Origin of the sequence: Paraburkholderia phenoliruptrix (genome assembly GCF_047325075.1) — a bacterium.
Lineage (GTDB): Bacteria > Pseudomonadota > Gammaproteobacteria > Burkholderiales > Burkholderiaceae > Paraburkholderia > Paraburkholderia phenoliruptrix.
Genome location: NZ_CP168530.1, coordinates 1611684 through 1624588, shown reverse-complemented (window position 1 = coordinate 1624588; position 12905 = coordinate 1611684). Strand labels below are relative to the sequence as shown.

Annotated in this window: 10 protein-coding genes; 5 read left to right on the top strand and 5 right to left on the bottom strand. The window is 65.3% G+C overall.

Annotation, left to right across the window (positions count from 1 at the left end; all coding sequences use genetic code 11):
- Window positions 1-202 precede the first annotated feature (202 nt).
- The 3 genes from ACEN8U_RS07220 (at window position 203) to ACEN8U_RS07210 (ending at window position 3327) form a co-directional block, all read left to right on the top strand.
- Window positions 203-1084 (top strand): oxaloacetate decarboxylase, encoded by an 882-nt coding sequence (locus tag ACEN8U_RS07220; RefSeq protein WP_310107611.1) that lies wholly within the window; start codon window positions 203-205, stop codon window positions 1082-1084.
- Between the two features lie 340 nt (window positions 1085-1424).
- Complete coding sequence (locus tag ACEN8U_RS07215; RefSeq protein ID WP_014971837.1) at window positions 1425-2864, top strand: MFS transporter; 1440 nt, start codon at window positions 1425-1427, stop codon at window positions 2862-2864.
- 25 nt (window positions 2865-2889) lie between these two features.
- Complete coding sequence (locus ACEN8U_RS07210; RefSeq protein WP_309588581.1) at window positions 2890-3327, top strand: GNAT family N-acetyltransferase; 438 nt, start codon at window positions 2890-2892, stop codon at window positions 3325-3327.
- Between the two features lie 87 nt (window positions 3328-3414).
- On the opposite strand, the gene ACEN8U_RS07205 is transcribed toward ACEN8U_RS07210, so the two are convergent.
- The 5 genes from ACEN8U_RS07205 to ACEN8U_RS07185 all read right to left on the bottom strand — a co-directional run bounded on the left by ACEN8U_RS07205 (window position 3415) and on the right by ACEN8U_RS07185 (window position 8168).
- Window positions 3415-4317 (bottom strand): 2OG-Fe(II) oxygenase, encoded by a 903-nt coding sequence (locus ACEN8U_RS07205; RefSeq protein ID WP_310107609.1) that lies wholly within the window; start codon window positions 4315-4317, stop codon window positions 3415-3417.
- Between the two features lie 54 nt (window positions 4318-4371).
- Window positions 4372-4851, bottom strand: a complete 480-nt coding sequence (locus ACEN8U_RS07200; protein ID WP_310107606.1) for a nuclear transport factor 2 family protein — start codon at window positions 4849-4851, stop codon at window positions 4372-4374.
- A 242-nt stretch (window positions 4852-5093) separates the two neighbouring features.
- Window positions 5094-6542 (bottom strand): nicotinate phosphoribosyltransferase, encoded by a 1449-nt coding sequence (locus tag ACEN8U_RS07195; protein ID WP_310107604.1) that lies wholly within the window; start codon window positions 6540-6542, stop codon window positions 5094-5096.
- Between the two features lie 160 nt (window positions 6543-6702).
- Window positions 6703-6858 (bottom strand): hypothetical protein, encoded by a 156-nt coding sequence (locus ACEN8U_RS07190; RefSeq protein WP_368579287.1) that lies wholly within the window; start codon window positions 6856-6858, stop codon window positions 6703-6705.
- A gap of 785 nt (window positions 6859-7643) precedes the next feature.
- Window positions 7644-8168, bottom strand: coding sequence for a hypothetical protein (locus ACEN8U_RS07185; RefSeq protein ID WP_310107598.1), 525 nt, complete (start codon window positions 8166-8168; stop codon window positions 7644-7646).
- 146 nt (window positions 8169-8314) lie between these two features.
- On the opposite strand from ACEN8U_RS07185, the gene ACEN8U_RS07180 reads away from it, so the two are divergent.
- Window positions 8315-9766, top strand: coding sequence for a sigma-54-dependent transcriptional regulator (locus tag ACEN8U_RS07180; protein ID WP_013590248.1), 1452 nt, complete (start codon window positions 8315-8317; stop codon window positions 9764-9766).
- 395 nt (window positions 9767-10161) lie between these two features.
- A complete protein-coding gene (locus tag ACEN8U_RS07175) occupies window positions 10162-12903 on the top strand; it encodes a mechanosensitive ion channel domain-containing protein (RefSeq protein ID WP_310107595.1) in 2742 nt (913 codons plus the stop codon).
- Window positions 12904-12905: the final 2 nt, after the last annotated feature.

The following is a 12905-nucleotide window of genomic DNA, read 5'->3' as shown; positions in this document are numbered from 1 at the left end:
GGCAAGCAAGGTCAACAATGAAACGTTCCATGAAACGTTTCATGGAACAACCCGGCCATTGTGCCATGAAACGGCGCAGCGTCCGGTCTGGCTGCAAATAATTGATTTTTAAAGTAAAGCCTTTCGCCTCACCACCAGTGGCATAGTTTCTGCGCTTAAGCGCGTCGTCAGCCACTCTCAACCTTTCCGGAGACACACTGTCATGACCACTTCCGCCACGCGCCGCGCCGCCTTCCGCGCCAAAGTCAACCAACGCCACGGCCTGCTCGTGCCGGGCGCCTTCAACGCGATGAGCGCGCGCGTCATCGAGGATGCGGGCTTCGAGGCCATATACATCACCGGCGCGGGCGTCACGAACATGTCGCTCGGCTTGCCGGACCTCGGTTTCATTGGACTTGCCGAAGTCGCCGAGCACACCGCGCGGATTCGCGACGCGGTGGCGCTGCCGCTCATCGTCGACGCCGACACGGGCTTCGGCAACGCGTTGAACGTGCGCCAGACCGTGCGGGTGCTGGAGCGCAGCGGCGCCGACGTGATCCAGTTCGAAGACCAGATCATGCCGAAGAAGTGCGGCCACTTCTCCGGCAAGGAAGTGATCAGCGCAAGCGAAATGGCCGGCAAGATCCGCGCAGCCGTCGATGCCCGCGAGGACGGCAATCTGCAGATCATGGCCCGCACCGATGCCGCGGCCGTGCACGGTATCGAAGACGCCATCGAGCGCGGTCACCGCTTTATCGAGGCGGGGGCGGACATTCTCTTCATCGAGGCCACCGAATCGCTCGCGGACATCGAGCGCCTGCCGTCGCTCTTCGAGACGCCGCAGTTGATCAACATCGTGATCGGCGGCAAGACGCCGGTGCAGTCGCGCGAGGCGCTTGCGAAGCTCGGCTATGGCATCGTGCTCTACGCGAACGCGGCGCTGCAAGGCGCGGTGCTCGGCATGCAGCGCGCGCTCGGCAGCCTTCAGGCGAACGGCCGCCTCGACGAAGACGCGACGCTCGTCGCGCCGTTCAGCGAGCGCCAGCGGCTTGTGAACAAGCCGGTCTACGACCGGCTCGACCGCGAATACGCCGCGAAAGACTGAGCGGCGCGCCTCTTCGGAACGTGTTGGCTCGCGCGCGGAACGGCACGCGCCGTGCTTCGCACAGACACTGTGCGCAAGGTCGCGGTCAGCGTGCTGGGCGCGCCGATGTGCGAGGCGGGATTGCGCTAGGATTCAAGGCCGGCCGGAAAAGGTCGCTATCCGGCGGCGTCCGGACTCGACGTAGCGGCTCGTTGAACGGCGCACACACGTATTCGAAAGGTAGTCAAACAATGAAGCCCATCACATCGCGAGTCAGCTGCACTGCGCGCGGCGTTGCCGCCTGCGTTATTCACGGACGATCCGACGACGCTGTCACGCGCAAGCTGCCGGGGGCCGGGCGATGAGCGCGGCGAGCGCGCGTGACAAGCATGTCGGCTGGCTGCCCTACATCGTCGCGGCCACGTTTTTCATGGAGTATCTCGACACCACGGTGATCGCGACCGCGTTGCCGCAGATGGCGCACTCGTTCGGCGTCGGGCCGAACAGCGTCAGTCTCGGCATGACGGCCTACATGCTGGCGCTGGCTATCTTTATTCCGGCAAGCGGCTGGATCGCCGACCGCTGCGGCTCGCGCACCGTCTTCTTCACGGCGATCGGCGTGTTCACGGCCGCCTCGGTGCTGTGCGGCCTCTCGCAGAACGTCGCCGAATTCACCGCCGCGCGCCTGCTGCAAGGCATCGGCGGTGCCATGATGGTGCCGGTGGGCCGGCTGATCGTCGTCCGCAGCACCGAAAAGAGCCGCATGATGCAGGCCATTTCCACCATCACGTGGCCGGCCATTGCGGCGCCGGTGGTCGGCCCGCCAATCGGCGGCTTCATCACGACTTACGCGTCGTGGCGCTGGATTTTCCTGCTCAACGTGCCGTTCGGCCTCGCCGCAATGGCCGTTGCGCTCGCCATGGTGCCGAACCTGCGCGGCAGCGAGCGCAAGCCGCTCGACGTGGTGGGCCTGCTGCTGAGCGGCACGGCGCTCACCGCGATCCTGTACGGCGCGGAACTGGCGAGCCAGCCTGCCGAAAACCCGTGGATCGCCGGCGCGATTATCGCCGCGGGCCTGGTCGTCGGGGTCGTCGCGTTCCAGCATGCGAAGCGCCATCCGCATCCACTCATCGACGTCTCCACGCTCAAGATTCCGACGTTTTCGGTCACCGTCGTGACCGGCTCGTTCACGCGTATCGGCATCGGCGCCGTGCCTTATCTGATGCCGCTGCTGTTCCAGGTCGGCTTCGGCTTGTCGGCGTTCAAGTCGGGGCTGCTGCTGCTCGCGAGCGCGCTCGGCAATCTCGGCATGAAGGCGCTCACCACGCGCATCCTGCAGCGCTTCGGCTTTCGCATGGTGTCGATCGTGGACGTGACGGTGGCTGGCATCTTCATCATCGCGTGCGGCTTGCTGACACCCGAGGTGCCGCTCGCGCTCGTGCTGATCGTGGTGTTCGTCTACGGCGTCGCGCGCTCCATGCAGTTTTCGACGCTCGCGACGCTCGCCTATGCCGACGTCGCGCAGCCGCAAATGAGCGCGGCCAGCACCCTCTGGAGTGCCGCGGCGCAAATGACGATCGGCCTCGGCATTGCATTCGGCGCGGTGTCGCTGCGCGCCGCCGCATTCTTCAACGGCCAGACGCCCGGCCACGTCTTCACGCTCGACGATTTCCGCCTCGCGTTTCTGCTGGCGGGCGTGCTGACGCTTCTGTCGGTGATCGGCTACATGGGCCTTGCGCGCGACGCCGGCCAGAGCATCGGCGGCGGCTCGCGCGGCGCGGAAGATCCCGCGAAGGGCTGAGATCCAACGGCAATCAGGAGACCACGTGACGACTCTCAACGAGCTGCGAATTTCGAGCAATAAAGACGAACTCGACATCGACATGGTGCATGCGTTTCTCTCGCAGGAAACGCCGTGGGCGAAGGGCATGCCGCGCGAGACGCTCGAACGCGCGATTGCCGGCTCGCTGTGCGTGGGCGGCTATGTCGGCGGCAGGCAGGTGGCGTTCGCGCGCGTCGTCACGGACCATGCGACGTTTGCCTATTTATGCGATGTCTTCGTGCTGCCGTCGTATCGCGGCAAAGGCTATGCACATGCGTTGCTCGCGCAGCTCTTTGCGAGCGAGTCGCTGCAGGGCCTGAGAAGAATCATGCTGGCGACGACGGACGCGCACCATGTGTATCGGCCGCACGGGTTCAAGGCTTTGTCGAACCCCGGGCTTTTCATGGAAGTGCATAACCCGGACGTTTACCGAGGCGCGTGACGAGCCCGGCGCAGTCACCGGCAAACGAACCGGCAAGCGAACCGGCCAACGAACCGGCGCCGGCCACGGCGCGCGGCGCGGCTGCCATCAGACGTATGCGCGCTCGCGCATCCATTTGGTCATGATCCACTTGTCGCCGGCACGCACCGGCGCGCCGCCGTGCAAGGTCAGCGGATCGAGCTGGCGCTGGCCGTTCATATAGCGGAAGTACACCGCGCCGCCCTGCTTCGCGGCCACGGACAAACCCGCTTCCGGAAAGATCGTTTCGCCGCCGTCGGCCACGTCGTTCAGATAGACGACGAGCGTCGCGACGCGTTGCCCGCCACGCGCGGTGTGTACCGCGCTACCGGGCTGATCGGGCGGAAAATAGTCGAAATGCGGCCGGTATTCGCCGGTCGGGCCGTAGTGGAGAATCTGCAAGCCCTCGCCGTTCTCGACCGGCCAGTTCATCAGGCTCGCGATACGCTGGTCCAGCCGCTCGATAAACGCGTCTTCTCCGCGTTGATACCAGATGCCCTCGCTGGTGCGATTGCGGATCACGCCTTCCTGGCCGGTCGCCGGATCGACGATAGTCGAACGTTTCAGCCGATGCCGCGAACGCTCGATCACCTCGTTGCATTCCTCCGGCGAGAGCACGTCCGCGAACACGATCACCTGCGGGCGGTCGCAGCGCATCAACACCTGCACGTCGCGGTCGAAGGCGCGAATCGTATTGCCTGGCGCGACGGGGCCCGCGTCGTATTGATAGGCTGAGCGCGCCTGCTGCGCAGCCTGCGGCAGCGCGGCTTCCGTTCCGCCCGCGGAGGCCGCGGAGCTCGCCGCCGCCGACGTGGCGGACGCGCTCAGGCCGAACGCGCCGCGCACCGCTTCGCTCGCGGCGTCCACGGCAAAGCCGGCCTGCACCATGGCCTCGATCATCGAATCCATGGTGCAGCCGCGCGCCGCGTTGGTACGCAGCCATTCCTGCCATGCGGCATCCACTACCGGCATACCTGTCCCCGCTGTTGGATAAAACAAGAATAGTGCATCGGCCGAGGCCCGCACTCAGACGTTATGTTCCTGGCGCCGGTAAATCTCGAGCCCCTTCCTCGCCCGCGCGCGGATCGTGCGCTGCACGAGCGGCGACCAGCCGAGCAATGCGCCGCGCGCGCCCAACGCCTGACGCATCCATGCCCATAAATCGAAACTGTCGCGATGCTCGACGATGAGCCCATCGCGAAACGCAAAGCGCGCCTCGACATGATTGACCACCGGGCGGCCCGTCTGACTGAACACATAGCCCGCGGTCCAATGCGCGCGACCGCTGTGCTCGTCGGCTTCCACGCTGTCGAAGGTCAGCGAAAAATCCTGCGCGCGCGTGACGAGCATGCGCCACATGTCGCGCACCTCGTCGCCACGCAATTCGCCGAACGCGGGGTCGCTGAAGACGACGTCGTCCGCGTAGCAGGCAATCATGGTCCTGGCATCGCGCCGCTGGAACGCCGTGTAAAAGCGTTCGATCACTTGAGTGTTGGGATGGCTCATTTGTTCTGGTAATGGGTTGCCGGCTGCTTCGAAGCGCTGCTTCGAAGCGTTGCTTTGCTGCGTGCCTGGTGTCTGCCTGGTGTCTGCTTAAGGCCTGCTTGCGGCCTGCTTCAGGCTGCCCGAGGCCTGCTTGTGACCGACTTCAAGCCGCTTTTTAAGCCGCTGTGGAAGTCCTCTTCCTGAACACCTGCGGAATCGGGATTGTATCCAATGAGACGCGCACGCCCGTGGACGGACAACGGCTAGCCCTCGTGCGCATGAGCGCGAGCGCGGATCGCGGAGAGCGAATCGTCGACCAGCAGTTTGCCCGAATCGAACACCGTGACCATCGCGTCCCGCCAATCCGCCGCAGCAGCGCCGGCGTTCTCCTGCGGCGCGAGCGGCAGCGTGGCGGTGCGGTACTCGCCCGTTCGACGATTGACGAGCAGCGTCAGCCGCCCTTTCATGGAGCGCTTGGTGCTGTCCGTGACCGGGTTTTTCGACACGTCGTGCCAGGCGTCGCCGAGCCGGATGGCGGAACATTTCATCGCAAAGCGCTGCGTATCGCGATTGATCTGCTGCAACAGCGCGCCGCCCATGCCGAACACGATGTTGTCCGCCGCAAAACCCGCGTGGTCCATCGCGGCGAGAATGGCCTCGAGCGAGTCCGGATTCACGCCGTCGCCCTGAATCACGCGCACGTTGTTCAACACGCGCCGCCCCTTGCTGTTCACCGTGGATCCGAACGACGCCTCCAGCGCACGCAAGGTTTGCAGCACGATGCTGCGCGGATCGCCGGAGTCAGGGCGGATCACCAGCGTGCCGCCGGAATCGAGCACCGCCTGCTTCAGCTCCGTGCCCCACACTTTCAGTGCCGCGAACAGATCGTAGGAGTCCGACACCACGGAAACGATTGCACCCGGCCTCGCGAACTTCGCGATCATGTTCCGGTACGCCTCCGTCTCGCGCTCGCGCCCCCACGACGTGATCGTGCTGTGTTCGGCGGCCGGCACCGAAAACGCGGCCATAGTCTCGTTGTAGTAGTGATTCGCGGCCACCACGCCGAGCACCGTATCCGATCCCATGAAACTCACAAGGTGCGCCGCGCCGCCTATCGCCGCCGATTCCGCGCTCGACACGCCGCGCGCCCCGAAGTCGTGCAGCTTGAACGGCAGTTGGGTGAGATCGTCGCTGGTCTTCAGCAGATAGTCGCGGATCGTCTTGCGCAGATGCCAGCTTTGCGTTGCGACCGTGATCGGATACCACACCCGCAAGAGCAGGGTCTCGAGATAGGACGCGAGCCAGAACACCTCGCGGTCGTCGCATTCCACGGTGACGAGCACGTTATGCGTGGGCACCACCGAACCTTCGGGCACCGCGCGAATGCGCACCGGCAGATAACCGCCGTGACGCTCCACGACGTAGCGCCAGCCCGCTTCGTTGAACGGCTCGCCGTGCGCACCGAAGAACGCCTTCGCTTCGTCGATCATCGGCGCGGTAATCGGCCGGCACAGATACGCCTTGATGAGCATCTGCAGGCCGAAAAAGAGCGTACGGTCGTAGCGCCCGCCGCGCGATTCGATGTAGGAAAACATCGCCGACGCTTCCGGCGGATACTGCAAATAATGCGACGCCTTGTATGAATCCGTGTTGAGAATCGGATTCGAGAGAATCGCAGACACGCCGCTAGGACCGCTGAACTCGTTGGTCATGGAGGACCCCGCACTCGGCTCGCTGACAGAAACTGGCTTTACACGATGCCACGAGCGTGCAGCAGGCGGCGTGCGGTTGCCGCGCCGACTCCGAGGTCCGGTTCGACACTTATGCGGAACGCATGCGACGCCCGCCGTGCGCAACGGTCCAAAGCGCTCGTCAGTCCGGGTCGCCGTCTTCCCACGCGGGGCTCTCCGCATCGCACCCGGCGTTCCTCTCCTGCGCCACCGGCAGTTCGTAGGCGTCGCGCAGCGCGGGGCGCTGAATCTCCGCCTGCGCGCGCCGTTTGATCGCATCGGCAATCACGAGCGTCATCAGATCGACGGGCGGCGCGGCGAACCATGCGCGCCGCGCGCCCACATAGGCCCGATAACGAAGACGCGCGACCGGCGCCGCAGAGCGAGTGGCTGATGTGGCTGATGTGGCTGCCGTGGCTGCCGTGGCTGATGTGGCTGCCGTGGCTGAAGTTGCTGACTGGGCGTGGCGCGGCGCGCGGGCCGGCCCGTAAATTGGCGTTTTCATGACATCCCCCGTACGAATGACACGCTGATACGCTGACGGCTGCGCTGCAGCCTTCCAGGTCCGCCGTGCCCACGCGACAGCGCGAACACGGCGCCCGGTCCACCTCGCATTTGCGCCTCTCTGATGGAGGCTTTGGCCTTCTCCCCGCTTCGTCGCGCCGGTTGGTCCAGACCGTACGCTGCCCCTTCCCTGTTATGCACGTCGCTCGCGCAAACGTTTCGCGCGAGGTACCTGTCGTTATTTAGCCAGCACCTGCCCCTTCACAGACGAAAAAACCGGCGAGGTCAGAGCTTTGCGTCGTCGGGTGCCGAACAACCGCTTCGCATCGGTTGTTCGCCCCTCTTATTTGACGTCCGTCTGTCAGTGGCCCCGCCGCAGCCTCGTCAGACGCATTGGCATTCCCCGGCCGCGTCCACGAAGTCGTTCTGTTGCTGCCGGTCGTTTCGGCTTTCCCCTCGCTTCGGCCTCATCTTCCTCGGCTGACGGGCAGCAACACATTCGCTGTGACTCCCTTAATGCAATGGCTATGCCATGTGCGCCCAGGTCCTGTCGTACGGGGCATCATCCACGATGCGCCGCTATCCACCGATAGTGTGGCCCGCTCGAAGCACGCCCAGTGATTCGTATTCGAGACGCTTTGCGGCCTGAGATCGACGTAAAAGAGACGTATTGCGCACATGGAATGCGCGCTTCATTTGAGTGCCGTATTCCTTGCCCCCGCGCGCATTCGCGGTTTGCGTGGAACCCCGGACAAATAGGCGGACATCGAGGCGCATCAAAACGGTGCCGATTTGGTGGAAACGCATAATGCCGATTCTGTTGCAGACATGAAACATCGGAAATGGCGGCGTGTGCATGCGCGTGACGCGTTCGTTCACGCACTGTGTACCCCAGCGCGCATAACCGGGCTTGACGTATTGGAATGGGAGCGGCAGTCGATTAAGCACGCAGTGCCCGGAATTTCCGGCGACTACCGAATAAGCGCCAGTCAAATCAACAAACTTTTCCGCTACTGATTTGTTTGTATAGCATTCCAAAGCGCTTTCGCTTATGTTTAAGTCACGCGCCGCCAAGAGCGCGATCCAATAGGCGAAAGAATTCACAAGCGGTACAAGTGATTCGCGGATGAACTACCCCGGCGGTTGCGACGTAGTTCATCCCGCTTGCCGGTCCTTGCCTGCCGGTCTTTGCCTGCCGGTCCTTAACAACGTCGAACAGCAGTTTTGAGAGCAGCACGGAATCGGGGGTAATGGACATGACTTTCGCATCTGCGGACACGGAACGCACGGTTCTCTACGTATCGAACTCGCCCGATCAGAAACTCGCGGACTTTCTCGCCCAATCCGGCTGGCATGCCGTGCACGCGAAAAACACCGCGAGCGCGGAGCGCGTGATCGACCGCGACAACATCAAGGTCGGTCTTGTCGAACTGCCGGAAGACTGCACGTCGCAGCAACTCTCCGCGCTTGCCTCGTGCATGCGCCGCCCCGAAACCAACTGGGTCGCGCAAATCGCGCCGGGCCAGGCGGATAACGAACTGGTCAGCCGTTTTATCCTCGATTACTGCTTTGATTTCGTCACGCGGCCGTGGCTGAACGAGCGGCTCGTGTTCGCGCTCGGCCACGCGCACGGGCTGTCGTCGCTGCGGCACGTTCATGTCGCGCCGGAACCGTCGCTCGGGCGGCACGGCATGGTCGGCCAATGCGAGGCCATGCAGCAGCTGTACCGGCGCATCGACAAATGCGGCGCGACGGAAGCGCCGGTGTTCATCGCGGGCGAGTCGGGCACGGGCAAGGAGTTGACCGCACGCGCCATCCATGAGCGCTCGCCGCGTGCGGGCCGTCAGTTCGTCGCCATCAACTGCGCGGCGATTCCCCCGAGCCTGCTGCAGGCGGAACTCTTCGGTCACGAACGCGGCGCGTTCACCGGCGCGCTCCAGCGCAAGATCGGCCGGATTGAAAGCGCGCATGAAGGCACGCTCTTTCTGGATGAAATCGGCGATATGCCGCACGAATGCCAGGCCGTGCTGCTGCGCTTCCTGCAGGAAGGCACGATCGAGCGCCTCGGCGGTAATGGCCCGATTCACGTTGACGTTCGCGTTATTTCGGCGACCCACGTCGATCTCGACAAGGCCGTCGAGGAAGGCCGCTTCCGCGCCGACCTGTATCACCGGCTGTGCGTGCTGCGCCTCGTCGAACCGCCGTTGCGCGAACGTGGCGGCGACATCAAGCTGCTCGCGAACTATGCACTCAGCATGTACAAGCAGGACGGCGCGCGCAAACTGCGCGGGCTGTCGAGCGACGCCATCGTCGCCATGTCGAACTACGCGTGGCCGGGCAATGTGCGCGAACTGATCAACTGCGTGCGGCGCGCCGTCGTAATGAGCGAGGGCCGTTTCATCACCGCGAACGATCTCGGCTTGCCCGCCACGGACAACGGCCCGGCCGTCACGCTCGCGGAAATTCGCAGCAAGGCCGAAAAAGACGCGATCGAACATGCATTGCAGAGGCATGGTTATAAATTGTCGGAGGCGGCGGCTGAACTCGGCATCTCGCGCGCCACGCTGTACCGGCTGATGCACGCCGACCGGCTGCATCCGGAGCCGTCGGGCGGCCATGGGTCGAACGGCGGCACGGATGCCGACGGGGACGGCGAAGCCGAGAGGCGCGCACCTTCGCTGATGTCGGCGGCTTCGGCGTAGTTTCTTGCAGTGGGCGGCCGCGCCGCCCCTGTGCGCCCCCTTCCTCCTGACTGGCGAGCGAGCGTCTCGCCAGCGCGACTCACACCCTCCGTCCCTTGCACTGCTTGTACTGCTGCTACTGCTTTTGCTCCTGGTACTGCCTGTGCCCCGTTGCTCCTGACGATCCTAGCGCCCGCCTGGACCCGCGTGCCACGCACAGGCAAGCAATTTGCTACCGCTTTTTGCCGGCATTGCCGGCGTTGCCTCTTGCCGAATAGGGCCGCCCCAAGGCCTCGCGAACTCCGCCGCAGGAACTTGTGCCACGAAAGCCGTGTCGGTCAAGACCAGGCCACCATCGCCAGCGCGGCCGATGCGCCCCGCAAGCCGTCCGCACTCCGCAGCCCGTCTCATACCTTATGCGCAAACTACTACACGCCTCTTTCGTCGCTTTGTTTCTTTTCGGCGCCCCGCCCGTGTTCGCCGCCGTGACGCCGGCCACGCCAGCCTCGGCGGCGTCAGGCACCGCCGTCACGCTGACACCGGACGAGGCGCGCCAGGCGCTCGCCGTGCTCAACGACCCAAAGCGCCGCGCGCAGGTCGCCGATACCTTGCAGGCCATCGCCGCCGCCGGCGCGCTCAGCGCACCGGCTTCCGCCGCGACCGCCGCCTCCGCGCCCGCGGCTGCGAGCGGCGCCGCCGCGCTCGTGCCTGCCGCATTCAAATCCAATGGACTCGCCTCACAACTCGCGCGTCAGGGCGCGCACTGGGCCGTCCATCTGGGCACGTCGCTGCGCAACTCGGTGACGGCGCTGCTCGATGTCGCCTCGGTGCGCGCATGGTGGAACTGGCAGTCGACGAGTCCGCAAGCCCGCTCCATCCTCGCGCACGTCGCATGGTCGCTGCTCGCCGCATTGTTGCCGGCGCTCGTGCTCGAATGGCTAGCGCGGCGTCTGCTGCGCCGCGCGTATCGCGCGCTGGCGGCGCGGCGCGAACACGCCGATCCCGCCGACGCCCCGTTCCACGACGCGCGCACCGATTTGCCGATCGACGTCGAGCCACGACCCGCCGACGCGGCCCACGCCGCGCCGCCCTTGCCCGCTGCCCCGCCAGCCGAGGCGCGCGCCGAAGCGGAGTCCAAAGCGGCGGCCAAAGCAGAACACGCCGCCGTGGGCGCGGCCACTACGCCCGCCACCGGTCAACCTTCGGTCGGGCCGACCGCCACACCGTCCGCAGCCGCCGGCAAGGCAGCCGAAGTGCGTGGCAAGCAGAACGCCACGCATCACTGGACGCTCCTGCAGCGCCTGCCGCGCGCGCTGCTCGTCACGGTGCTGCGGCTCGTGCCGCTGGCGGTGTTCGTCGGCGCGGCGAGCGCCCTCATGTCGATCTTCACCGACGACGGCACGCCGCAAGACCGCGCCCTCGATTCGCTCGTCGATATTTATGTGCTGTGCCGCCTCGCCGTGATCGTCAGCGGCTTCTTCCTGCAGCCGGCCGCGCCGCGCCTGCGTCTGTTGCGCATGAGCGACGCGTGGGCAGCGTTCGTGCACCGCTGGGTGATCCGCATTGTCAGCGTGGTGGGCGTGGGTTCAGCGTTGGCGGAAATCGCGCATTCGCTCGGCCTGAACGACGCCGCGCACCTCGCGTTGATGAAAGTCGTCGCGCTCGCCGGCCATGTGATGCTTTCCATCCTGATCCTGCAATGCGCGAAGCCGGTCGGCGAACTGATCCGGCAGCGCGCCGCGGCCCGCAAATCGCTCGAGATGGCGGCCAATGCGCTCGCCGATGCATGGGCGTGGCTCGCGGTGTTCGTCGTGATGGCTCTGTGGTTCATCTGGGCGCTCGACGTGCAGAACGGCTATCACGCGTTGCTGCACCTCGGCGGCATGTCGATCGCGGTGCTGGTGGGTGCGCGCGTGCTCGCCATCGTGATCTTCGGCGGGCTCGCGCGGCTCTTCAACGGACGAGAAGACACCGGCAAGTCGCTCGTGCATCAGCACGCATACCGCTACTACCCGCTGCTGCGGCGCGTGGTCTCGTGGATCATCGGCATCGCGACGGCGCTCGCGTTGCTGGCGGTGTGGGGCGTCGACATCGGCGAGCTGTTCCGCAACGGCAGCGTGGGCCATCGGCTCGCGTCGGCCATCGTCACGATCGGCGTGGCGGCCGTGATTGCGCTGGTCGTCTGGGAAAGCGTGAATGTGTCCGTCGAACGGCGGCTCGACAGATGGACGACGAGCGGCGACCTCGTGCGCGCCGCGCGTTTGCGCACGCTGCTGCCGATGCTGCGCACCGGCCTTTTCGTCGTCATCGCGCTCGTCGTGGTGCTGACCGGACTGAGCGAGCTGGGCGTCAACATCGGGCCGCTGCTCGCGGGCGCCAGCATCTTCGGCGTGGCGCTCGGCTTCGGTTCGCAGAAGCTCGTGCAGGACTTCATCACCGGCATTTTCCTGCTCATGGAAAACGCGATGCAGGTCGGCGACTGGGTCACGCTCGCGGGCGTGTCCGGCACCGTCGAATATCTGTCGATCCGCACGGTGCGGCTGCGCGGCGGCGACGGCTCGCTCTACACCGTGCCGTTCAGTTCGGTCTCGACGGTCAACAACACCAATCGCGGCATCGGCAATGCCGGGGTGCGCGTGAACATCGTGTTCGGTCAGGATGTGGATCTCGCCATCAATACGCTGAAGGAAATCGGCGCCGCGCTACGTGAGGACGAAAAGTTCAAGGACGGCATTCTGTCCGACTTCAGCTTCTGGGGCGTCGACGCCGTGGACGGCTCGGCGGTCACGCTCGCCGGTCAGATACAGTGCCGCGACTCGGCGCGCTGGGGCGTGCAGCGCGAATTCAACCGGCGCATTCTCGACCGCTTCCGCGAGCGCGGCATCGAAATCGCGAACCCGCAGCGCAACCTGCTGACGTGGGACCCGGACAGCGTGGCGCCGCGCATGGATGCCGGCGAGCCGCCGCAACATAAGCCACCGCGGGAAGAGCAGCCAGCGCCTTCGAGCCCGTCGTCCGCCGACGGCGCTTCGTCCGATGTCTCATCTAAAGGCGCTAAAGGCGACGCGCCGGTCGAAGACCAGATACCTGTCGATTCCAAGCCCGCCGGCGGACCCGGCACGCCCGCGAATCCGGGACCGACCTCCCCGCACGAATGAAG